Origin of the sequence: Paenibacillus pabuli, assembly GCF_039831995.1 — a bacterium.
Classification (GTDB): Bacteria; Bacillota; Bacilli; order Paenibacillales; family Paenibacillaceae; genus Paenibacillus; species Paenibacillus pabuli_C.
Genome location: NZ_JBDOIO010000003.1, coordinates 138774 through 162414 on the forward strand (window position 1 = coordinate 138774; position 23641 = coordinate 162414).

General features: G+C 45.5%; 21 protein-coding genes and 1 riboswitch. Of the genes, 16 read left to right on the top strand and 5 right to left on the bottom strand.

The genetic code is table 11. The annotated features are described in order from the left end of the window. Window positions 1–19: 19 nt before the first annotated feature. From ABGV42_RS02980 to ABGV42_RS02990, 3 genes are read left to right on the top strand one after another with little or no spacing between them, the layout of a single operon-like run. The gene (locus ABGV42_RS02980) at window positions 20–1336 is read left to right on the top strand and encodes a hypothetical protein (protein ID WP_347380307.1); all 1317 of its coding nucleotides are present in this window, start codon (window positions 20–22) and stop codon (window positions 1334–1336) included. Continuing rightward, a complete protein-coding gene (locus ABGV42_RS02985) occupies window positions 1329–2027 on the top strand; it encodes a response regulator transcription factor (RefSeq protein WP_095286490.1) in 699 nt (232 codons plus the stop codon). Before ABGV42_RS02980 ends, ABGV42_RS02985 begins: the two co-directional genes overlap by 8 nt. Further along, a complete protein-coding gene (locus ABGV42_RS02990; RefSeq protein WP_347380308.1) occupies window positions 2024–3535 on the top strand; it encodes a sensor histidine kinase in 1512 nt (503 codons plus the stop codon). The genes ABGV42_RS02985 and ABGV42_RS02990 overlap by 4 nt, the downstream gene beginning before the upstream one ends. A 75-nt stretch (window positions 3536–3610) precedes the next feature. Here ABGV42_RS02990 and ABGV42_RS02995 read toward each other — a convergent pair whose 3' ends face one another. Continuing rightward, window positions 3611–4846, bottom strand: coding sequence for a glucose-1-phosphate adenylyltransferase (locus ABGV42_RS02995; protein WP_347380309.1), 1236 nt, complete (start codon window positions 4844–4846; stop codon window positions 3611–3613). Window positions 4847–5042: 196 nt separating this feature from the next. On the opposite strand from ABGV42_RS02995, the gene glgB reads away from it, so the two are divergent. From glgB to ABGV42_RS03010, 3 genes are all read left to right on the top strand, one after another. Then, entirely contained in the window at window positions 5043–7049 is a 2007-nt protein-coding gene (glgB, locus tag ABGV42_RS03000; protein WP_347380310.1) for a 1,4-alpha-glucan branching protein GlgB, read from the top strand. Beyond that, window positions 7046–8488, top strand: coding sequence for a glycogen synthase GlgA (gene glgA / locus ABGV42_RS03005; protein ID WP_347380311.1), 1443 nt, complete (start codon window positions 7046–7048; stop codon window positions 8486–8488). The genes glgB and glgA overlap by 4 nt, the downstream gene beginning before the upstream one ends. A 134-nt stretch (window positions 8489–8622) precedes the next feature. Continuing rightward, window positions 8623–10329 (top strand): right-handed parallel beta-helix repeat-containing protein, encoded by a 1707-nt coding sequence (locus ABGV42_RS03010; protein ID WP_347380312.1) that lies wholly within the window; start codon window positions 8623–8625, stop codon window positions 10327–10329. A 75-nt stretch (window positions 10330–10404) separates the two neighbouring features. Here ABGV42_RS03010 and ABGV42_RS03015 read toward each other — a convergent pair whose 3' ends face one another. Further along, window positions 10405–12156, bottom strand: coding sequence for an alpha-glycosidase (locus ABGV42_RS03015; RefSeq protein ID WP_347380313.1), 1752 nt, complete (start codon window positions 12154–12156; stop codon window positions 10405–10407). Between the two features lie 246 nt (window positions 12157–12402). Beyond that, a complete protein-coding gene (locus ABGV42_RS03020; protein ID WP_347380314.1) occupies window positions 12403–13578 on the bottom strand; it encodes a M20 family metallopeptidase in 1176 nt (391 codons plus the stop codon). Window positions 13579–13782: 204 nt separating this feature from the next. Between ABGV42_RS03020 and ABGV42_RS03025 the strand changes: the two genes are divergently transcribed. The 3 genes from ABGV42_RS03025 to ABGV42_RS03035 all read left to right on the top strand — a co-directional run bounded on the left by ABGV42_RS03025 (window position 13783) and on the right by ABGV42_RS03035 (window position 17076). Next, window positions 13783–15222, top strand: coding sequence for an ABC transporter substrate-binding protein/permease (locus ABGV42_RS03025; protein WP_431523631.1), 1440 nt, complete (start codon window positions 13783–13785; stop codon window positions 15220–15222). Next, window positions 15209–15934: an amino acid ABC transporter ATP-binding protein gene (locus tag ABGV42_RS03030; protein ID WP_347380316.1), complete on the top strand. Its 726-nt coding sequence runs from the start codon at window positions 15209–15211 to the stop codon at window positions 15932–15934. The genes ABGV42_RS03025 and ABGV42_RS03030 overlap by 14 nt, the downstream gene beginning before the upstream one ends. 262 nt (window positions 15935–16196) lie before the next feature. Next, window positions 16197–16396: riboswitch (cyclic di-AMP (ydaO/yuaA leader) on the top strand. A 2-nt stretch (window positions 16397–16398) separates the two neighbouring features. Next, window positions 16399–17076, top strand: coding sequence for a 3D domain-containing protein (locus tag ABGV42_RS03035; protein WP_347380317.1), 678 nt, complete (start codon window positions 16399–16401; stop codon window positions 17074–17076). A gap of 130 nt (window positions 17077–17206) precedes the next feature. Here ABGV42_RS03035 and ABGV42_RS03040 read toward each other — a convergent pair whose 3' ends face one another. After that, window positions 17207–17998, bottom strand: coding sequence for a polysaccharide deacetylase family protein (locus tag ABGV42_RS03040; protein WP_347380318.1), 792 nt, complete (start codon window positions 17996–17998; stop codon window positions 17207–17209). A gap of 151 nt (window positions 17999–18149) precedes the next feature. Here ABGV42_RS03040 and ABGV42_RS03045 point away from each other — a divergent pair, with 151 nt between their 5' ends. The 5 genes from ABGV42_RS03045 (at window position 18150) to ABGV42_RS03065 (ending at window position 21060) form a co-directional block, all read left to right on the top strand. Beyond that, window positions 18150–18491 carry a hypothetical protein gene (locus tag ABGV42_RS03045; protein ID WP_347380319.1) on the top strand — a complete coding sequence of 114 codons (342 nt, stop codon included), beginning with the start codon at window positions 18150–18152 and terminating at the stop codon, window positions 18489–18491. Window positions 18492–18614: 123 nt separating this feature from the next. Beyond that, window positions 18615–19286: a PspA/IM30 family protein gene (locus ABGV42_RS03050; RefSeq protein ID WP_347380320.1), complete on the top strand. Its 672-nt coding sequence runs from the start codon at window positions 18615–18617 to the stop codon at window positions 19284–19286. A 96-nt stretch (window positions 19287–19382) separates the two neighbouring features. Continuing rightward, a complete protein-coding gene (locus ABGV42_RS03055; protein WP_347380321.1) occupies window positions 19383–19784 on the top strand; it encodes a DUF350 domain-containing protein in 402 nt (133 codons plus the stop codon). A gap of 23 nt (window positions 19785–19807) precedes the next feature. Next, entirely contained in the window at window positions 19808–20314 is a 507-nt protein-coding gene (locus ABGV42_RS03060; RefSeq protein WP_347380322.1) for a DUF4178 domain-containing protein, read from the top strand. Window positions 20315–20325: 11 nt separating this feature from the next. Beyond that, a complete protein-coding gene (locus tag ABGV42_RS03065; protein ID WP_336781953.1) occupies window positions 20326–21060 on the top strand; it encodes a DUF4247 domain-containing protein in 735 nt (244 codons plus the stop codon). Window positions 21061–21195: 135 nt separating this feature from the next. Here ABGV42_RS03065 and ABGV42_RS03070 read toward each other — a convergent pair whose 3' ends face one another. Further along, window positions 21196–21486: an HNH endonuclease gene (locus tag ABGV42_RS03070; RefSeq protein WP_347380323.1), complete on the bottom strand. Its 291-nt coding sequence runs from the start codon at window positions 21484–21486 to the stop codon at window positions 21196–21198. 167 nt (window positions 21487–21653) lie between these two features. Here ABGV42_RS03070 and ABGV42_RS03075 point away from each other — a divergent pair, with 167 nt between their 5' ends. Continuing rightward, window positions 21654–22922: a molybdopterin molybdotransferase MoeA gene (locus ABGV42_RS03075; protein ID WP_347383124.1), complete on the top strand. Its 1269-nt coding sequence runs from the start codon at window positions 21654–21656 to the stop codon at window positions 22920–22922. Between the two features lie 5 nt (window positions 22923–22927). Continuing rightward, window positions 22928–23473 (top strand): molybdopterin-guanine dinucleotide biosynthesis protein B, encoded by a 546-nt coding sequence (gene mobB, locus ABGV42_RS03080; RefSeq protein WP_347380324.1) that lies wholly within the window; start codon window positions 22928–22930, stop codon window positions 23471–23473. Window positions 23474–23641: the final 168 nt, after the last annotated feature.

A 23641-nucleotide genomic window follows, 5' to 3' on the forward strand; every position in this document is an offset into this window, starting at 1 on the left:
ATTGAAATGAGTGATGAAATTGCTTAACTCAAGATGGGGGCGCCTGTTAGCGTGTGGAGCAGTCACCGTGGTGCTTGGCTCTGTTCTTAGCGGATGTACGGTTATAAGCGACCCCAAAGGCTTGATGAAGAAACCTATGTTATCCACGGACAAACAAAAGTTGTTTTACGTTGTTCAGAAGGAGCAGCCGCCAGAGAGCAATCTTATCCGTCCCAAAGACATGAACAATACTAGCATGATTCGTGTTGAAGATCTCGACGGAGACGGAACGCGAGAAGCTATCGTATTTTATGAAACGCCCAATGAGAATGTACGAATTCATGGCATGCTGCTGGAGGAACAGGGAGATACGTGGGTGAAGAAACTGACGTTTGATGTTCCAGGAAGTGAATTGCAATCTTTTAAAGTCCTGGATGTTACAAACGATGGAAACCCGGATATCATTCTCGGTGTAAGTCTGCAAGAGCAGAAAGCACTGACTGCATATTCCTATAGTGGCGGTGCACTTGAGCAGGTATTGGGTGGTGTCCCGTATAACCAGTTTATTATTGACGATTTGCAAGGTAACACACTGGATCTGAATGGGGATGGGAACAGCGACTTTGCCATTGTAGCCATAAATAACACTGGTTTTGCAAGCGTAGCGTTATATCAGTATGAGGAAGGCAGCTTCAAGGAAGTTGATCGACTACAGACCGATTATACGGTTAAAGAGATCTATAATGCTCTTGGTGGAGAAATCGCCAAAGGTAAGATGGGAATTGTACTCGACGCAGAGCTGGATGACCGTAGCTCTTTCTCACAAATTATCTATGTGAAAGATAACAAACTGGTGAATGCCTTCAAATCGCCTGATCAAACCTACAGAGATGACAAAATTTTAAGCGGTGATTTCAACAATGATGGTATTATTGAGTTTGGACTAAAGGAAACGCCAAAAGGCTGGGAACATTACGTATTTGACTCCCGCATGTGGTTTTATACCTTTTATCAATGGGATGGCAAGGATGGAAAAGAATTTGTTTCGTTCCAGTATCGTGATGATGCCAATCTATTTCATTTAAATCTAAAGCCGGAGTGGTACGGAAAGATTACCATTGATACCAAATCGGAAAAGGAAAAATATATTCGATTTAAAATGATTGATACGGATGAAACCGTGGGTGAAATTAAATATTTCACGTTTTCTCAGTGGGAGCAAGAGAAAGGAAAGAGATGGAAAGAGATTACCCGAACAAACGACCGGGTGATTGCTTCACGTAATGCGCAGGATAGTAACGAAGGATTACTTGATAATATGTCTCAGCTGAACAGAAAGGGAGAACTTAATGAGTAAAGTACTTATTCTTGAGGATGAAGAGTCCATCCGCAGTTTTATAGTCATCAATTTAAAGAGAAACGGGTTCGAAGTGCTTGAAGCAGGAGATGGGCATGAAGCGCTTCGCATCTTGCAAACTGTACCTGATATTGATCTGGCCCTTCTTGACGTCATGGTACCTGGAATTGACGGTTTTGAAGTGTGTCGTCGTATCCGTGAAACCAATGAGCGTCTCGGGATTATTTTCTTAACAGCAAAGGTTCAGGAGCAGGACAAGGTATATGCACTTTCAGTTGGAGCAGACGATCATGTAAGCAAACCATTCAGCCCGACCGAACTGATTGCACGAATCCAATCCTTGCTACGCAGAGTGAATGTGCACCGGGAGACCGCAGCTAAGGTCACTTTCCAATCGGGGCCGTTTTCTCTGGATCTGATCTCAAAACAATTTAAAAAACAAAATGAATTAATTGAATTGACTCCAACAGAATTTTCACTGATTCAATTTTTCCTGGAAAAAGAGAATACACCGCTTAGCCGGGATTTGCTCCTGGATCATGTCTGGGGCAAAGAATATATGGGAGATCCCAAAATTGTGGATGTGAACATTCGCCGCTTACGCCAGAAAATCGAGAATAATCCTTCCGAACCTGAATACCTGCAGACTGTATGGGGTCACGGTTACAAATGGAAGGGCCGGGAGCAATGATTAAAAAAGGTATCACCAGGCAGATTGTACTACATTACTTTTTCGTAGTTCTGCTTGCTCTGTTATTGGTGGAATTTATTTTTATGCTTGCGGTGCAGCGGTATTATTACGAGAGTATCTATAATACCATTAGCTCTCATATTTCCATGTCAAAGGACTTTTTGGAACCTATTGCCCGCGAGGATAATGCGGATAATGGTAATCTGTCGAAGTTACTTACGAATCTGGAGCTATCCAGCACAGAACTCGAAATTCTTGATCTCAACGGACGAGTGCTTGCCAGCTCTGCAGCCTTTGAGTCTGATCGGGCCGTAATGCAGACAAGTGATATTATGCAGGCTATGAATGGCAATACAGGACGATGGGTAGGCAGACAACCCGGAACGGGTGAGCAAGTCATGGCCGTATCGCACAAACTTGATCTGGGCGGGGAGAATACGTACATTGTAAGATACTTGACGTCTCTTGAAAATGTAAACTCCAAACTGCTGGTTATGGGATTGCTTGCCGTTGCCGTCGGGATCGCCGTTCTGGCCATTGTCCTGATTATCAGCATTGGTATGGCGAACTCCATTGTTCGACCCATTAACAATATCACTGCGGTATCTGCCCAGATGGCGAGAGGGCGTCTGGATGTCCGAGTTAAAGGGAACTACAAACATGAGCTTGGCGAACTGGCATCGACACTGAATTTTATGGCCCATGAGATTGTCCGCAGTAATCAGATCAAGGATGATTTTATATCTTCCATTTCCCATGAACTTAGAACACCGCTGACTAGCATCAAAGGCTGGAGTGAAACGTTGGATTCGGGTGGATACGACCCGGATGAGACACGGATCGGGATGAGTATCATCTCGAAAGAAACAGAACGATTAATCGGACTTGTCGAAGAGATGCTGGATTTCTCCAAGCTGCAGCAAAATCAGATGAAGCTTGTCAAAGGTACAGTCAGCATTCGTGAGATTGTGCAGGAAACGATGTTAAACGTTTGGGCCAAAGCGGAACAGAAGCAAATACATTTGAAGCTGGATACAGATGAGACCCGTGCTTTTAACGTGCATGGAGATGGAAATCGCTTGAAACAGGTGTTCCTGAACATCGTTGATAATGCGATCAAATTCTCCCACGAAAATTCCTGGATTTACTTGTCGGTAAAAGAAGAGGATGGGAAGATCGTAGCGGCCGTACAGGACACGGGAATCGGAATCAGCGAAGAGCATCTCATCAAAGTACGCGATCGTTTCTTCCAGGTGAATCACCAGAACGGTGGGACAGGATTGGGGCTTGCCATCACACAGGAACTCGTGGAACTGCATGATGGAACAATTACGATGCAAAGTGAGCTCGGATCAGGCACAACCGTCACGATTGAGCTGCCAGCTCTGCCGGAAGAAGAGATCGTAATCGAGCATCCCGCTAATGAAGCCACCTCTGAAACCCAGCAGGAGATTGGGGCACAACATATTAAACCGGATTCGGAAACAGGTAAAAGTAAAAGTGAATAGACACTCGTTTGCAAGTGTCATTACATGAATACACCAAAAAAGGCAAGCCATCAGCGGCTTGCCTTTTTTGGTGTATTATGAAGAGAGTTCGCCAGCGCGCAAGCGACCGGTTTTCTCATATACTTCTTTCAGAATACGTGCAGGCTGAGTGCGGACTGCCGGTTTGGCAGATACGACCTCATTAGGACCTACAACGACAATTTCATCAGCAGTGCCTTTGACAATGGCGCCGTCCTTGATAATGGCACCTTCACCAATAATGGCACGTTCGATGTGAACACCTCTGCCCACACGGGCATTCGGCATAATAACACTTTCTTTGACTTCTGAACCCTTACCAACTTCAGCCCCGCAGAAGATGACTGAGCGCTCTGCACGACCTTCAATGGCGCAGGATTCATGGACCATGGATGACATGTGCGACATGTGCTCAGCACGGGAATGACGAGCTTTGTGAGCACTTAATTTGGTTTTCCAGTCACGAGTGAACATCGGCCAGTGTTCTTTGTGCAGGCTCCAGTTTTCCTCGTTATGCAGCAGATCCATGTGTGCATCCCATAGGCTTTTCACAGTACCAACATCTTTCCAGTAACCATCGAAGTTATACACGTAAAGAGAGTTATTTTCATTAAGCATTTGAGGGATTACGTCTTTACCAAAGTCATGACTGGAATTCGGGTTAGCTGCATCCAGCAAAAGATGGCGTTTCAGATACTCCCAGTTAAACATGTAAATACCCATGGAAGCCAGGTTACTTTTTGGTTCAGCCGGCTTTTCCGCAAATTCGGTCACACGCATATTTTCATCCGCAGCCATAATTCCGAAACGATGTGCTTCATCCCAAGGAACTTCCATTACAGAAATGGTCGCAACAGCTTCGTTTGCTTTGTGAGATTCCAACATGTCACGATAATTCATGTGATAAATATGATCTCCCGACAAAATTAGAACATTTTCGGGGTTTTGTTGGTCAATATAGTCAATATTTTTATAAATGGCATCCGCCGTTCCCAAGTATTCGTCATTTCCTGTATGATAAGATGGAAGCAGGGAGATTCCTGCCTCGTCCGAATTCCCATGTCCCCATGGTTCTCCTCCACCAATGTGATCGTGCAAAGATTCAGCTTGGTACTGCGTCAGTACTCCAACCGTATCGATTCCTGAATTTACGCAGTTGCTGAGAGGAAAATCGATAATCCGGTAGTGCCCGCCAAACGGTACAGCGGGTTTAGCAATACTTGAGGTCAATGGGGCTAATCTTTTCCCCTCTCCTCCCGCCAACAGCATAGCGATGCAATCTTTATTAAACATAATCGTTTCCCTCCCAAGATATTTGTCCAGTGTAGTACTTACATAAACGCAAAGTGGAGCTGTTGAAACGATGTATACTGTAAAATTCCTGTAAAATTACAACATTTTTTTATACACGTCATTTTTCTTTTCAACTTGGCTAGAATGGGGTAATGGTTAACGTTATATCTATTTTCTAGGGGAAGAAGGTGATCTCTTGGCCATTCAACCATTGGCAGATCCGGCCATTTCGCCGGAGGATATCTATTTGTTTCATGAAGGAAACCTTCATCACAGTTATCGAGTATTGGGCGCACAGCCTGCGACGGAAGATCATCGTCAGGGGTATCGCTTCACCGTCTGGGCACCGAATGCCAAAGAAGTAGGTTTGGCTCTTGACCGCAATGATTGGAAAGGTGAACAGGAACCTTTATATAAGATACCCGATTCTGGATTTTGGACTCGTTTTTTTTCGGAAATCAGTGAAGGAACATTATACAAATTCCGTATTTTAACGGAAGACGGAACAGAACTGCTGAAAGCAGACCCGTATGCATTTCATGCCGAAGTTAGGCCGCGGACAGCTTCCATCACAAGTTCGATCCAGGGATATAAATGGAACGACGGTGCATGGAGACGCAAGCAAAGGGCTGTATATAACAAGCCTTTACATATTTATGAGATGCACATCGGAACATGGAAGCGCAAGGAAGACGGCTCTCTATACAGTTATAGGGAGATCGCGGATCTGCTCGTTCCTTACTTATTAGAAATGAAATATACACATGTGGAGATGATGCCGCTTAGTGAACATCCCTATGACCTTTCTTGGGGGTATCAGAGTACGGGCTTCTTCGCACCGACAAGCCGTTTTGGAGGTCCGCAGGATTTAATGTACTTAGTGGACACGCTTCACCAGGCTGGAATTGGTGTACTGCTCGATTGGGTTCCTGCACACTTTGCCAAAGACGCGCATGGTCTGCGTTTGTTTGATGGCTCTCCGTTGTTCGAATATGCAGACCCCTTGCTAGCCGAGAAACCAGGGTGGGGCACACTGAGTTTTGATTATTCCAAACCGGAAGTTCGCTCTTTCCTCATTTCCAATGCCCTTTACTGGATGGAAATGTATCATTTCGATGGTCTGCGAGTCGACGCGGTTACCAGCATGCTGAGGCTTGATTTTGAAAAGCAATCTGGCCAATTTCGTCCCAATGCAGACGGTGGATTGGAAAATAAAGAAGCGGTTGCTTTTTTGCAGCAACTCAATGAAACGATATTTAAGTATTATCCTTATGCGTTAATGATGGCAGAGGAATCCAGTGCATGGCCAATGGTCACCTCTCCTGTGGACGTAGGTGGACTGGGATTCAATTATAAATGGAACATGGGTTGGATGAACGATACGCTGGATTATATGAAAACGGAATTCCATGATCGTCCATCGAAGCATCATTTGCTAACATTTCCTGTGGTCTACTCCTTCTCTGAAAATTATGTGCTGCCTCTGTCGCATGACGAAGTCGTACATGGCAAAAAGTCCTTGCTGGACAAAATGCCCGGATCGTATGAACAAAAGTTTGAGGGCATGCGAGCTTTCTTGGGTTACTTCATGACTTTCCCAGGCAAAAAACTGCTCTTTATGGGTGGAGAATTTGGCCAGTTTATCGAATGGAAAGATGAGGATGAACTGGACTGGTTCTTGCTGGATTACGACAGTCACCGCAAACTCCACAAGTTTGAACGTGACCTGTCAGAGCTGTACCTGAGCGAAAAAGCTTTGTGGGAGCTTGATCATTCCCTGGACGGATATGAATGGATCACTCCGGATGACCATGCCCAAAGTGTCATTTCATATGTACGCAAAGGAAAAAAACCTGCGGATACACTCCTTGTGCTTGTGAACTTCCAGCCGGTCAAGCGGGAGCGTTACCGGATTGGTGTCATGCGTCCCGGTATGTATACCGAAGTTCTGAACAGTGATCATCCCGATTACGGGGGATCAGGTATATTGAATGATATGCAGATACCTACCGAAAAGATTCCTTTTCATGGTCATCCCCACAGTCTGGAAATTGTTTTGCCTCCGCTGAGCGTGGTTATTCTAAAAAAGAATACACGTCGGAAAACGGATGAGACAGCAACTGAAGTCGCTTCTGTCAGACCAAAAGCACTAAAAAATACAAAACAAACCACTGCCAAATCGAAAAGGGGGAAAAAGGCGTGAAACTTTTATTCGCTGCTGCTGAGGGCCATCCATTTATCAAAACGGGTGGACTCGCTGATGTTATTGGAGCTTTGCCTCAAGCCTTGAAAAAGGCCGGGGCAGATGTTCGAGTCATTTTGCCCAAATATAAAGGGATCCCTGACGAATATAAGGAGGCCATGAAGCCGGTTATCGTAACAGATGTTCCACTCGGCTGGCGCAGACAATACTGCGGTATTGAAATGATCGTCCATGACGGTATTCCGATCTACTTTGTCGATAATGAATATTATTTTGGCCGTGACGGTGTCTACGGATATATGGATGATGGGGAGAGATTTGCTTTCTTCAATCGCGCGGTACTCGAAGTATTGCCTCTACTGGACTTCAAGCCGGATGTGCTGCATAGTCATGACTGGCATGCCGGAATGATTCCGCTGCTGCTGAAGGCGCATTACGCACATGAGCCATTCTATAGTGAGATACGTACCGTATTCACCATACATAATCTGTTGTATCAAGGTGTATTCCCACATTCGTTATTCAGTGATCTGCTTGAGCTGGACGATCGATATTTCACCATGGACGGCGCAGAATATTATGGTAATGTCAATTTCCTGAAATCAGGTATTGTATATTCAGACCATGTAACAACAGTAAGCCCAACATATGCACAGGAAGTGAAAACATCCTATTACGGCTATGGCTTGGACGGTTTGCTTAGCTCGCTTGGCGAACGTTTTACCGGAATTGTGAATGGTATTGATACCAAGAGCTATAACCCGGCGACTGACAATAAAATCCCGGTCAAGTACAGAACAAGCTTATCCAAGAAAACGGAGAACAAGATCGAGCTACAAAAGGAGCTCGGGCTGCCTGTCCGTCCAGACGCACCATTGATGGTGATGGTTACCCGTCTTGTTGACTCTAAAGGGCTTGATCTGGTATGTCGTATTCTGGATGAGCTGTTGTATTACGACGATATCCAGTTTGCCGTATTGGGAACGGGGGATCCCGCCTATGAGCATTGGTTCCGGGAGGCATCCTATCGTTACCCATTGAAAATGTCAGCCCAAATCAAGTTCAACGATGGATTATCCCGTCGTTTCTATGCAGGCAGCGATATATTTCTCATGCCTTCGAAGTTTGAACCGTGTGGCATAAGTCAGCTGTTAGCACTTCGGTATGGCAGTGTGCCGCTTGTCCGTGAAACGGGTGGTCTTAACGATACCGTGCAGGCATACAATGAGTTCAACGGTGAAGGGAACGGCTTCTCATTTACCAGCTTTAACGCACATGACATGATGAACACGATCCGCCGTGCTCAGAAGTTGTATCGCGAACCCGACCACTGGAAGAAAATTGTGAAAAATGGAATGAACGGGGATTACAGCTGGGATGTTTCGGCTGACGAATACATGGACATCTATCGTAACATTACAATTGAAAAAATAAACTAATGATTAAACCACCGAGCCGCAGTATATCGTACTGTGGCTCTTTTTGCAGAAATAAATCCGAGCCATGTTGGTGTGCCCTCTACAGGTTGGATGAACTAATCAGGTTGGAAATTTGATGAAAGAGAGTTGGTAAAATGGCCAATCATATTAATTTTACCTCCGCTTATAATCCAAATGTGGAGGCATTGGGTGGAAACGAAACATTTGATCCTCTTAAAATGAATGCAATGTTCAGTCAAATTCTAGGAAACATTGCAGCGGTTGAAGCTTCCGTACCTGGAAATATCATTGATGTTAGAAATTTCGCTCCAGGTGATGGGAGCAATCAATCAGCACAGATCAAAGCCTTTTTTGACTCCGCGCAGGAAGGTGATATTTTACTGTTCACACCAGGACACTACAAAGTCGTAAAATCGGGATGGTTCTATACGTTCAACGGAAAAGCGGTAACCATCAGAGCTCATCCGGGAGCCATATTGGAAGTATCCGATCAAGGTTTACGCTTTGAGAACAGTAATCATATCGAAGTAAGTGGGCTAACATTAAGGCGAACGACTCAGGCTGGATGGGCCAAAGGAAGAACAGGCATCTATGTAGAGAATTCCAGCAACGTGATGTTGCAAAATAATGATATCAGCAAATTTACGGATGGCATTGGCGTGAATGGATCAACCAGTCAAGAGAATCCTTCCCGGAATGTCATCATCAGAAACAACAAGCTGCACCACTTGGGTGAAGAGCCCATTGCGGTGAGGACCAATTTGGCCTTTGTGATGATTACCGAAAATGACTGCTACCGATACTTGGGCGATGGCATCCTTATCAAAGCAACCTGGAACGTATTTGTAACAAACAACTATCTCCATACGCCCGTACTGTCAACTGATTCTGACTATGCTACTTTTACAGCAGGCCAACAAGGGGCGAATGTGCCGAAAGTAGGCGGAGGCATTACATGTAACAATGAAGGTGGCGAGACGGGTGCCAGGAGCCTGCACATTCATGATAATAGCGTAATCGGAACGGCTTTTGGTGTGGGGCTAATTGGCTTTCAAGGCGCATTCGTCACTTCAAACTTCTTCAGTAATATTCGAAACAGTTCTGTCGTTTCTGTCTCCTTTCTCCCTTCCCAATACAACCCAAATGATGTGAGCAACCATATTTTCGTGATTCAGGGCAACTATATTGATACGATTTCGAGGTCGAGTCCTACAGCAGCCATTGAGGCAAGAACCAATAATGGGGTTGAAGGCATGGATATCGGCATTATTTCCGATAATATCGTGATTCCTAATGGCAACCATTGGGGGATCATCGCAGACGGTAACATTATAATCAAAGGCAATTATATCGCCAAAGCAGGCATTGCAATGGACTTAAGCAATGGGGTAGTCGCCGCCAACAATATCATTCAGCCTGGTTTTGTCACGACCAATCCTGACCGTATGGTCAGTATAAATGATGATGTTACATTTACGGGGAATTCAATTTCGGGTAAAGGAACATCACTTAAAATCCGAGGATCAAACAACGTTATTACGGCCAATCGCATGAAATATGAGGGGAATTGGTGGGCAGTTCACTTTGATAATGCCAATCGGGTTGTGGAAAATAACATCATCAAAGATAATGTGTTACTGGTATCGTCTAGTGCAACCGGTCGATATTTGTACGGGTCCAGTGCTTTTTCGAATGGAAAAAACGTCGTTATTGATGTCGTTAAGGACAACAATGGTTTCGTGTATCAACTGGTGAATGAACTTGTGTTGACTGGTCCCAATTCCACCCGTTGGAGAGTCAGTGTCGATGCCAATGGCAATATAAAAGGGACAAAAGTATAGAAGTTTTCATAAAAAAACCTCCTAAACACCAGATTGAAGACATCGTGCATAGATCTGATGAATTAGGAGGTTCCTTTATGAAGGATCCAGTTGTCTGTATAGAATTCGATAACCGTAAGGATCTAGCTTAATGTTCATGATGCCATCTGTGGGGATAACCGGATCTTCGGTTAGAGCATCTCTCCAGTCCCTTGTCTCCATAGGGTGAGAGAGGGTACGTCCATCCGGCGTATTGTTCATCCATACGGTAAAGTGAAGATGGTCATCCATTCGTTCGTAAACGATACAAGGATCGTTGTGATCAGCTTTCAGGAAGCGGAAGCGGCCTTTGCGAAGTGCCTCGTTGCTTTTGCGCAAATCAATCATCAGCCGGTAGAAGTCATAGAGTTCCCGATCTTGCTTGGCAGGGTCCCATTCCATACATTTACGGCAATCGGGATCTCCTTCACCGCTGATGCCCACTTCATCCCCGTAGAAGATACACGGCGTACCGATATAGGTAAACAGGAACACAACCGACAGCTTTAATCTGCGTTTGTCTTCGCCGCATCTGGAGAGCAGGCGTGGGGTATCATGACTGCATAACATATTGAAGATGACTTCGTTGGTTTGCTGGGGATACCGCATAATGAGGGCCCCCATCTCATTTGCAAAATTGTAGCCATCCATGGAGCCGCAGAAAAATTCAAGGACTTTGTCGGCAAAAGGGTAGTTCATGACGGAATCGAACTGGTCGCCCATCAGCCATGTTAGGGAATCACTCCAAACCTCGCCCACAATATAGGCTTCCGGATTCGCAGTTTTAACGACTTTGCGGAAATCACGCCAAAAGTGGTTATCCACTTCATTGGCAACATCCAGTCTCCAGCCGTCGAGCTTAATTTCCTTAATCCAGTATTCAGCGACATCGAGCAGATACTCTTTCACTTCCGGATTGGCTGTGTTAAATTTCGGCATATTGCCATAAAAACCGAAGGTATCATAGGTGGGTATGCCATCCTTAATACGGACAGGGAATTCATTGATATGGAACCAGTCCACATATTTTGATTTTGTTCCATTTCTCAGCACATCCTGAAAAGGAGGGAAATCTTCGCTGCAATGATTAAAAACGGCATCAAGCATGACACGGATTCCACGCAGATGGCATTCCTCAGCCACTTTTTTGAGCAAATCATTATCTCCAAAATGCGGATCTACTTTTTTATAATCAATGGTGTCATATTTATGGTAGGAGTTGGCTTGAAACAGAGGGGTAAAATAGATGGCATTTACGCCGAGTTTGGTTAGATCATCCAGATGATCGAGGACGCCTTGCAGATCTCCGCCAAAGTAATTATCCAGCTCGGGCTTACCACCCCAGCGGTGGGTTCCTTCCGGGTTGAGAGCCGGATTACCGTTGGCAAACCGTTCCGTCATGATCTGGTAAAACACAGCTTCTTTGGCCCATTCGGGAACCTTAAAGACATCAATTTCATGAATGTAGGAGAATTCGTAATATCCTCCCGTAGGGTAAGGGGATTCATGGTGAATTCCATTGTCAGCCAAAAATACATTTTCATGACCAGCCGTGATGCGAAAAATATACGTAAGTCGCTTGAATTTAGGTTTAACCGGAGCCTCCCAGTAATCGAACATGCTGTCAGACGCAGCTTTTTCCAGTTGGACTTCTCTGTAGGTCCCGTTCCAATCATACTTATCACCAGTCAGTGCAGTCACATATTCTACATCATCTCTCTTCGTCCGTACACGCAGATGAATCGTAGACGTGTTGTAGGCATAGGCCCACTTGTCACGGGGAACATGATACATCGCTTCGAGCAGCATGACAGCACCTCCTGTATCAAGATGAGTTATAGCATTACATAACCAAGCTAGACAGCAAATGAACCAAGAGTAGTTTACATAATCAGAAAATTTTTCACGGCTTTCATCGTTTTCATTTCACAAGCATCTCCAGGTAAAGCCTGAATATACGTATGCACAATAAACAAAAGAGGTGTTTTCTGCAGAACGGGAGAAATCCGTTCAATCTGTAGAGAACACCTCTTTGATTAACACTATAAGCTTATATTATCGAACAGCCTGTTCAAACTCTGTGCGAATGGATTGCAGCAGCGCAGGCTTAGTCAACACATCGTAGGCCGTTGTCGCAAGAGCTTTTGCACCCAAGATCATGCCGTCCAGTGCCCGTTCCTGTAATGCGAGATCACGGAATTCGATGGAATGCAGGGTATGAACCTCATCAACCACCCGAATGTAAGGATGAATTGCAGGACAGCGTAAGGATACGTTACCGATATCCATGGACCCATGATCATTTCCTGTAACAATCTCGTCTTGTGGAATACCAAGTTCCATAAGGTTTTCACTAAACGCTGCAGATAACGATTCATTGGTTACCATCTCATCATATGAAGTTTCATAATTGGATGTCACGAGACGACATCCCGTTTGCAGCGCCGAACCTTCGGCAATCTGGATGACACGCTGCGTGAGTGTATTGAGCTCTTTTCTTGTTGCGGCGCGCACATAAAATTGGGCAGAAGCATAGTCGGGAATGATGTTAGCAGCCTGACCACCGCTATTAATCACGCCATGGATCCGGACAGTGCTTCTCACTTGCTGGCGGAATGCATTAATGCCGTTAAAGGTTTGAATGACGGCATCGAGAGCATTGATCCCCTCATGCGGACTGGCCGCAGCGTGAGATGATTTTCCGTGGAATTCAAATTGCACGGCATCAATGGCTAGAGAGCTGCCTGATTTCTCATAAGCGTAGTAAGGGTGGGCCATCAGCGCGATATCACAATCATCAAACAGACCTGCTTCAGCCATTGGCACTTTGGCGCCACGCGTCTCTTCAGCGGGTGTCCCGAAGACTTTAAGCGTTCCACCGACTTCATCCAGAATGGACTTGAGACCGACAGCGGCACCCAAGCTCATCATACAAATCAGATGATGACCACAAGCGTGACCAATTTCGGGAAGTGCGTCGTATTCACATAACAGTGCTATGGTTGGTCCTGTTTTGGCAGCGGAGTAAGTCCCGACAAAAGCCGTATCCAGTCCAAGTACGGGAGCCTCAATTTCGAAACCGTGAAATACCAGTTCTTCCTTTAAGCGGGCAGAAGCGAGATATTCCTCATTCCCGAGTTCCGGATTGGCACCAATGTATGATGAAATCTCTTTAAAACGGGAAGCATATTGATCAATAACCGACAAAATTTGTGATTTGGTATGTGTCATCGTAGACTCCTTATGCAAAATGAAAATAATTTAGTCATTATATCATGTTTGCTTGGTTTTTTCAGAAACAAGTCAAGATTTGTAAACACAAAACTCATTGCATAATCATGCATTCTACTTTATAATGACTCAGGCATCAACATGAGAAAGCACATAATGTATTGTAAGGGGAGAACAGGGTTGAAATTGATTAGTCGTTACACCATGATGCTGTTGACCTTTGTCGTTTTATTGACGGCAGCCGTTCCTTCGGCGCTGGCAAGTGGAACTACGGGCACTTCAGACAGTAAAAAATTGGTACTCGGCACAAGTGCCGACTTTGCACCATATGAATTCCATAAAGTCATTAATGGCAAGGATGAGATTGTCGGATTTGATATTGCCATTGCCAAAGAGATTGCTGCCGATTTGGGAGTAGAACTCGTAATCGAAGATATGGGTTTTGACGGCCTGCTGCCTGCCTTGCAGAGTGGCCGCGTGGATATTGTTATCTCAGGTATGACACCAACAGAGGACCGCAAGAAAAGTATCGACTTCTCGGATACCTATTATAAATCGAAACAAGTCATCATGGTTCGCAATGAGGATAAAGATAAATACCCAACCATGGCAGAACTGGAAAATGAAAAGATCGGAGCACAGAAAGGCTCGATTCAGGAAACGATCGGACAGAAGATTACTGGAGCCAAGCTGACTTCTCTTGATAAAATCTCGGACATTGTGCTTCAGCTGCAAACTAAACGCATTAACGCTGCAATTGTTGAAGATACGGTGGCCGCAGGTTATTTGGATGATATGATCGGACTTGCTCCTGCAGTTCCGGATGAAGAGCAGGTAGCAGCAGCGATCGGAATCCGCAAAGGCAATACTGAATTGCTGAATGCAGTCAATGGTACGCTTGAACGACTGAAAAGCGAAAATAAGATTGAGCAGATGGTAACTGAAGCCAGTCAATTAATGGCAGACCGTGAGGTCAAATCGCCAAATATTTTTGAAGTATTCTGGCAGTACAAAAGCTTCTATGCGACAGGCGTTGGATATACGCTCTTATTGTCTGCACTCGGCGTAATCTTCGGGGTAATTATCGGTTTGATCATTTGCATGTTCCGGATGCATGATACTGCAATTTTGCGGTGGATTGGTACGGCATATGTCGAAGTCATTCGTGGTACGCCGATGCTGGTTCAGTTGATGATTATTTATTATGGTCTGGCCCTGACATTTGGCATTACGTTCTCGCCTCTTCAGGCGGGTATCTTAACACTTTCCATCAACAGTGGTGCTTACCTTGCAGAAATCTTCCGTGCGGGAATTCAAGGGGTTGACCGCGGTCAACTCGAAGCAGCCCGTTCGCTTGGGATGGGTAGAGGCGCCGCAATGAGATTTATTATTTTGCCACAGGCTTTCAAAGCAGTGCTGCCTGCCATCGGTAATGAATTCGTAACCATCATCAAGGAATCTTCCATTATCTCGGTCATTGGTATGGTTGATATCATGTATCAGGCAAGTGTAGTCAAAAACATTACGTACCAAGGAATGAATCCGTTCCTTATTGCAGCAGCTATATACTTTGTATTGACATTCATTTTGTCCAAGCTGCTGGGTCGACTGGAAAGGAAGTTGAGTGCAAGTGATAGACGTTAGACAATTACACAAATCCTACGACAAAAACGAAGTACTTAAAGGCATAGATGTCTCAATTGGCAAGGGCGAGGTCGTTGTCGTGATTGGTCCTTCAGGATCGGGTAAAAGTACATTCCTGCGCTGTCTGAACCTGTTGGAGCAGCCTACTTCCGGTGAGATTAATTTCGAAGGGGTATCCATCACGGACCGCAAACACAACATTAATGCAACTCGGGAAAAAATGGGGATGGTGTTCCAGCACTTTAATCTGTTTCCGCATAAAACCGTGGAGCAAAACATTACCATTGCCCCAATTAAGGTCAAAAAGCAGTCTGAACAGGAAGCGAAGCAGATCGCAGCAGACTTGCTCAAAACCGTTGGGTTATTGGAGAAAAAGGATGCTTATCCGAGTCAGCTGTCTGGTGGACAGAAGCAGCGGATTGCCATAGCGAGAGCCCTTGCGATGCAGCCGCATGTGATGCTGTTTGACGAGCCAACCTCTGCACTTGACCCTGAAATGGTCGGTGAAGTACTCGACGTGATGAAGCGCCTGGCTGAAGGCGGCATGACTATGGTTATCGTTACCCACGAGATGGGCTTTGCCCGTGAAGTTGGAGATCGCATCATCTTTATGGATGGCGGGGTAATCGTGGAAGAGGGGACACCTGATGAAGTATTTGGTCAGCCTAAGCATCCACGTACGCGTGACTTCCTCGGTAAAGTTTTGTCATAATCGTTGAACATGATCAGCCAGTTAATCATATTGGATGGACTAACAAAAACGAAATCAAACAGCCTTGTTAACTTTATGGTTAGCAGGGTTGTTTTTTTGTGTGGATAAGTATCCACTGTCTTAAAAGTAACGTTTCTGTCATTGTTCCAAAGCTGCATAGTCACTCCAGATTTTGAAAAAATCCTTATTATTAAAGCTGTATAATGAGTTGTTTAAAACAGTTGGTAACATTTACTACGGACCCTGGTTACAGAATTGTGATATATTGTTCCTGCCGAAACTTCCTGAGGAGGAAGTGCGGAGGATGTAATGATGCAGGCCGTGAAGGGGAAGATCGATACGCACGCTGCTTGGGGTGAATTAGGGGTACATAACGCAATACGCATGTAACAGCAACCTATAGGGTGGTTTCCTCCATCCGAATCCGACAACTAACTTCGCAGGCACAATGAGGGAGGAAGACCATGATTAAGAAGAGAACAATAGCCAAAACAGCAGCAGCCCTGCTGACAGCAGCAATGCTCATTCAGGCCGTTCCAGCTCACGCTGATTCTGTTCACGTGGCCAAAGAGGGGGATACCTTCTACACCTTGTCGAAAAAATATGGGGTTGGACTGAGCACACTTATCAAAGCTAACCATGATATTTCGCCTTACAACATTTATGGTGGTTTGAAAATTACGATCCCAGGAAAAACAACAAATACGGCCTCGGCTGCTCCAGCTGCCAAGAGCTCTTCCGAAGCAAAGGCGATCACGACAGCTAGCCTTGATGTGAATGCTGACGAGAAAGTCGTTCAAGCTTGGGGCAAAACGTTTGATTACAGTAAGGCTGTTGAAGTGAAAGCAACAGCATACTCTTCGGCCGCTTCTGAAAATGGTGGATGGGGTGCTGTAGATTACTTCGGTAATCCGCTTGAACTCGGCACGATCGCAGTAGATCCGAGTGTGATCCCACTGGGGACGAAGGTTCTTGTTACAGGTCACTCCCATCCGGGGCTGCCTAAGCAGGCATTTGTGGCTACTGCACGTGATGTCGGCGGGGCGATCAAAGGCAAACGGATTGATATTTTCATTCCTGGAAGTCAGAAGTCTGTGAGCACTTTTGGTTTTCAGGATGTTGAACTTTATATTTTAAAATAAGTATCATCGCCAATAAAAGGGTGCCTTTATGACACGTTTAACGTGAAATAAGGGTACCCTTTGTTTTTAACAAAAAATAAGATTGTTAGTTTCATGATTAAGATGTGTTTACTATCCACTATGCCCTGTATTATTTGCTCTTCGGCAATTGCAGCATTTCGTCCAGAGTCACCAGATTGAAGCCCCTGCACCGCAGTTCATCAATAATCTCCGGAAGTGCCCCAATGGTACCGGACAGATTTGAACCCACGCCGCCTCCCGCATGTTGAAGAATGATGGAGCCTGGCTTGACTGCAGATAAAACATTTTGCTTAACCTGCTCTTTGCTTAGGCCTTTCCAATCCAGCGAATCCACATTCCAGTTAACAATACTGTATTGTTGTCTTGCGGCCCATTGCAGCTGTTTCTCATTAATGTCTCCGTATGGAGGACGAATCATTTTCGGTGTGTACCCGGTCAGTTTACGAATAATGTCACCGGTATGTAGAATTTGTTTGCGAAAAGCATTTAAAGACAGCTTACTGAATTCAGGATGGTTGTAACTATGGTTTCCAACAATGTGACCTTCCCTAACGATCCGTCTGACGAGGTCAGGATGTTTCTCAGCTCGGTTGCCAACAATAAAAAAAGTCGCTTTTACATTATATTTCTTCAAAATATCCAGTACCTGCGGTGTGAAGCGCGGATCAGGCACATCATCAAAAGTCAATGCCACCTGTCGGGTTGAAGGTCCATTGGTTTTGAAAGTATCAGCATATTTCTGCCTTAGCTGACCGAGCGTCAGCTGTTCATCTTCAGATAGGTCAGGCTTTGCAGCAGGCGTACTCTCTGGAACGGGTTTAGCCAGCAGCTGCCCAGAAGTATAGCTTCCGCTTAGAAAAACAAGGATCAACATGGCGAATGCGATGAGGCGAATACGCATGATATAGCCTCCTTTGTCAAATGGCGTTCTCTTTGGTATGCCCGGGGTGATGGTTCATTATGCATAGTGTGAGAAGTTTCATTGTCCAATCTGACCGATAACACTCATAATTCCACCATTACATATACACACAAAGGACAGGTGGATTAGGATGAATACTTATGATTTGAAGTCGGTTCGTTTGCAGGTCATTGAAGCTGGAGAAGATCAGATATTTTTGGTCACGGGTGGGAAAGCTCATATAGGAGCTGTGGCGACCTTTTATCCCGAAAGAGAACGCGTGGTGGGAACTGCAGTCCATATTCCTGGGCACAAGGAACAAGAATTATGTGAGCGTCTGGCACGAAAGGCTGCGAATTCTCTCAAGGTGACCGTCACCGTTATTATGGGTATTCATTTTGACGCCATTACGCGTATGCAGATCGATGAGATCGTACTGACGGCAGAAAAGCTGCTCGATGATCATTTAAGCCGGACGAAAGATGTAAAATAGTAGATTTTGGGTGGCTTCGAATCGTGTTTTATGATTTTTTTTGGTAAAATTGAAACGGGTTGAAGGTTACCACGTATGTATGATTATATACAAGATGTAATATCGACTAGGAGGAATACCATAATGTCCATTTTCAAACGTTTGCGTGATTTAACGATGTCTAACATTAATGCCATTATTGACAAGGCAGAAGATCCAATCAAAATGACGGATCAATATATCCGTGATATGCAGGAAGATCTGGAAGATGCCGAGAAGGCTGTTGCTCAACAAATCGCGATTGAGAAAAAATTCAAGCAGCTGTTCGAAGAACAGGAAGCATTGGTGAAGAAGCGTGAGGAGCAAGCTCATACCGCAGCACGTGCACAGAATATGGATCTGGCGCGCCGGGCTCTGGAAGAGAAAAAAGCTGCCGAAGTAAAAATGGCGGAATACAAAACAAGCTATGATCAAAACAAGGCTTCGGCAGACAATCTGCGCGGCAAGCTGGATGAAATGCGCAAGCAATTGACACAAATGAAAAACAAACGTGAAACGCTGGTAGCGCGCTACAACGCAGCTAAAGCACAAACCGAAATCAACAAAGCCCTAAATGGGTTCAGTTCCGACACAGCCAGTGCAGGCATGAAGCGTATGGAAGAAAAAATGATGCAAATGGAAGCACAGGCAGAAGCGAGCAACGAGATGTCGTCCAAAGGAAAATCACTTGATGAAGAGTTCGAAAAAATCGGCAAGGATCAGGCCGTTGAGGATGAACTGGCGGCACTCATGAAGCAGTACGAAAATAAAAACTAAACCTTGCATCTTACGCAGGGTTCACCAGCGGAGGAGAGACAGCGTTTCTCCTTCGCTTTTAAATGCGGTTCATGTTGATAAGTGGGGGCTGTGTAAATGTATTTGAACATTTTGGCGATGCTGGTCTGGACATTATCTGGTTCGGTTTTGCTTTTTGTTTTGATGTATGTGGATTCATTGTTTACGAAGTATAAGGATTTTGCGGAAGTTAAGGCAGGGAACATGGCGGTTACGACACGGATGGTCATGAAGCTGTTTGCTCAAGGGTATGTGCTTGCCACTTCGATTTCGACAGCGGGTCATCTGGGTGAAGCATTACTTGTATCCGTTGTTTCGTTTGTCATCCTGCTTATTCTGGAAAGCGTTGTGCATTTTATGATTCGCACGTGGGCCAATCTGGATTTGGACACAGGAATTCAGCAAGGAAAGACAGGGTACGGCTTGTTCTCCGGTGCTTTGCACATCGTGGGCGCATTAATTATTGCAGCTTGTTTATAAGATAACGAACGGGAGTAATGGGTATGAGTGTATGGAAACGGATTAAAGGAATACTAGCCAAACCCGAACCACCACGAGCAGAGAAAACCATGCTGGAACTTGAACCTGGGGATATCTGTGAAGTCTCTCTCGTAACGTATGAAGTCGTCGGTCGGGTGCAGCATCGTGCGCGAAAAGCGGTGGTATTAACACTGCAGGACGGAACAACATTTAGACATCTGCATGTAGAAGAAAGAGAATTGACACGTTATGCCCTCTATACACCAATTGATGGCCGTCTTGACGCACCAGACGAAGTACCCACCTTACTTGATCTGGATGGACGCGCATATCATCTGGAGGAAGAATATGGAGGAATGGTTTCTACTGCGGGCAGGACACCTTATGGTCAGGCTGGAGAGCAATTGGTTTGGCAGTACCAGTCTGATGATAACATGCTTCTGCGTGTGGAATGGCAAGACAGAAGATTTACTCTGTATGAAGGTGAGTCCATTCTTCCTGCGGATATCAAAGTGATTCGTTCGAGCTAGGAGAGGTTCCAATGAAAAAGCGCATGGCACTTGGATTAAAATTAATGCTGGTCCTCAGCCTTGTCATGTCCCTGTTGTCCGCGTGCGGGATGCCTTCCGTTCAGGACACTTATCCGCTTGAGTCTGTAAGTGGCAGTGGCAATACGACATCCTATGTGTATCGGGCTGCCGACCGTACTGTTCCGGAAGTCGCCCAGGAGTTATCCGAACAGCGCAAACCGGATCAGATCTCGGCGGAAAATGAAGAGCGGATGTTCCTGGTGTATCAGGACCAGTATTATCATTTGCAGCAAGACCCGAACAAGAAGGAAGACACCTTAATTGAAGTGGATTCCAAGGAATATGTACGCCAGAATTATGATTCTTCTTTTTTACAAGGGTATTTGACTGCAACGCTTATTGGGAATTTGTTTGATTCTTTTGGCGGTAGCGGGTACGGAAAGTACAGAGGGTACACCGATCGTGATACGTACAAACCGAATCAAGGTACTTATCGTGCACCAACAAGCAATGACAAAAAAGCTGCTCCGCCAATTACGGTTGACCGAAAAGGGTCCATCACCCGGCGGGGAGGAGACACCGATACAAGTGTAGGTTCAGGCGGAGGTTTGTTTAGCCGTAAAAAGGAACCGAGCACAGGTACGGTCGAACGTAATAAGAGTGGTGGATTGTTCAATTCACCAAAGAGCTCTTATAAGAAACCCAAGACAAGGGTAGGCGGCGGACGAATCATGAGGCGAAGGTAACGATGAGTTTGTCTGCCTGAACAATTCAAGAGAACAGCCACAAGGTAAGGCAGAATGAACCCTGCCATGCGAAAGCTCACCTTGCGGCTGTTCTTTTTGATATATATTAGGATGTATAGATTGAATTAGATTTAATTAAGATCTGCGAACGTGATTGGATTTGCGCGTCCGGGGAATGGTGGAAGGTGGCTGTTTGCGAATCCAGCGAACAAAAGGGGCCATTCGTTCATGCTCTCGCAGTGCCTGAAGTTCTGTTAAATTCAGACTGATGATATCCTGGTTGGTAAACAACGAATGGATTTGTTTATGACAGGGGATACATAGATCGGCGGTAGGCATGAACGTTCCGCCCATTTCTTTGGGGGTGAGATGGTGAACTGTTGTCTCCACAGGCTCTCTACCACATAATTCGCATCGGTTACTCAAGACGATTCCTCCGTTCTCATCCCTATTATGGGCACAAGTTCACAGTTTCATGTTACCCGCGAGGGCGACTACTTGTCACACCCCAGCTTTCACGCTACACTTTCTTAAACAAGTTTTGTCCCAAGGAGGTTCTTTCCATTTTGAAGATCAACACACACTCAGATGACATGACAAGCCCCAAATTTAATCGTACAGCCGTGCAGGTCGAAGCTGCTCAGGCCAAAATATCACCTCATGTTACTAAAGCTTCAATTGAAAAAGTAACCCTGGAATCAGCGCATGGACGAACGCTCGCAGAAACGATTTATGCTCCCCATCCATATCCTTTCTTCCGAAGATCGGGTATGGATGGCTACGCGATTATCAGCAGTGATACGACTCATGCGTCCAGCGATCAACAGATCTGGCTGCGAGTCGTTGATGAAATTCCATGCGGATATACGTCGAACCTACCCATCGTTCCAGGCACCACGGCCAGAATCATGACAGGTGCACAAGTGCCCGAAGGGGCAGATGCCGTTGTTATGCTGGAGATGACTGAAAGCAGGGAACAGGATGGAGAACAATGGATTGCATTGAAACGCCATATCCAGCCGAATGCCAATGTAACGCCAATTGGACTGGAAGTTCGGGAAGGTCAGCTGCTGCTTGAAGCCGGAACGATCATCCAGGCTGGAGAGCAATCCGTTCTGGCTACTTTTGGCGTGGCAGATGTACCGGTCTTTCGGCGTCCGAGAGTTGCTATTTTTGCAACGGGAACGGAATTGCTGGAGGTGGATGAGCCGCTGCAGCCGGGACGAATTCGTAACAGCAACAGTCATATGCTCCGATCCTTAGTTGTTGAGGCAGGGGGCGAACCTGTGATGTACGGGTCCATTGCGGATGATGTGGATACTGCTCGTGCAAAACTGACAGAAGCAGTGGAGCATAACGATATCGTCGTCACCACAGGCGGCGTATCGGTCGGCGATTATGACATTATGGGTGATCTGGTACGGGAAGGCAACATGGAGATGCTGTTTAATAAAGTGACAATGCGTCCAGGAAGTGTTACGACAGCCGCGGTTGTGAGTGATAAGTTGCTATTTGCACTATCCGGTAACCCAGGAGCCTGTTTTGTTGGATTCGGACTGTTTGTAAGGCCGACCATACGCATGATGCAAAACGATGCCCGCCCTTACTTGGAAGAGTGGACAGCAATCCTGGATCAAGAATATACAAAAGTAAACAATTTTACGCGATTTGTACGGGGGCGCACGGAGATCCGGAATGGCCGGGTATATGCGATGCCTGCTGCGTCACGAGTGGATGAGTCCAGCGTCATGATTACCATCAAGGACAGCGATTGCTTGATCATCATCCCACCTGATCAGAAAGGGATTGCTGCAGGAGAACAGGTTCGCATTCTTAAGCTGCCAAGTGGACAGGTGAGGTAGGACTCATGGCCAATAAGAGTACAGCACCACCTATTGTGCAGATCGTGGGATACAAAAATACAGGGAAAAGCACCTTAACAGCAGCACTGACCAGATATCTTTCCTCGGTAGGGCTGCGTGTTGCGGTTATTAAGCATGATGGACACGATCATTTTCAGATGGATCATGAAGGGACAGATTCATACCGTTTCAATCAGGCCGGAGCCTCCGCTGTGGTTGTGATGTCGGAGAAACGAACGGCGATTATTGAGCAGCAGCCAACCCGACTTGAGACGATGCTAACCCGTTTATCGGATTACGATTGGATTCTGATTGAGGGTTACAAAGAGGCAGCTTATCCCAAGCTAGTGATGATTCGCGAAGAACAACATATAGCTATACTTGAGAAGCTAAAGGGAGTGATGGCAGTCGTCTCCTGGTTCCCGAGAGAATCATTACATTCAGCGGGAAGCGAACAGGGTCCGCTCAGCGATGTGGTTTGGCACTCTGTGCAGGAGACTGAACGTATTGCTCAGTGGTTGCTGAAAAAGGTGAATAAAGAACAATCATGACCGAGGAATAGGCTTGTTCGAGGAAATTAAAGGTTAAAAAGTATAAATAGCCACAGGTTTACCGTATATGCTGTAAATGAAAAACCGAATAAGCTATTACATGAACCAAACAGCGGATATTCTTACTGGCGATCAGTAGAAATATCCGCTGTTTGAGTTGTATAAGAG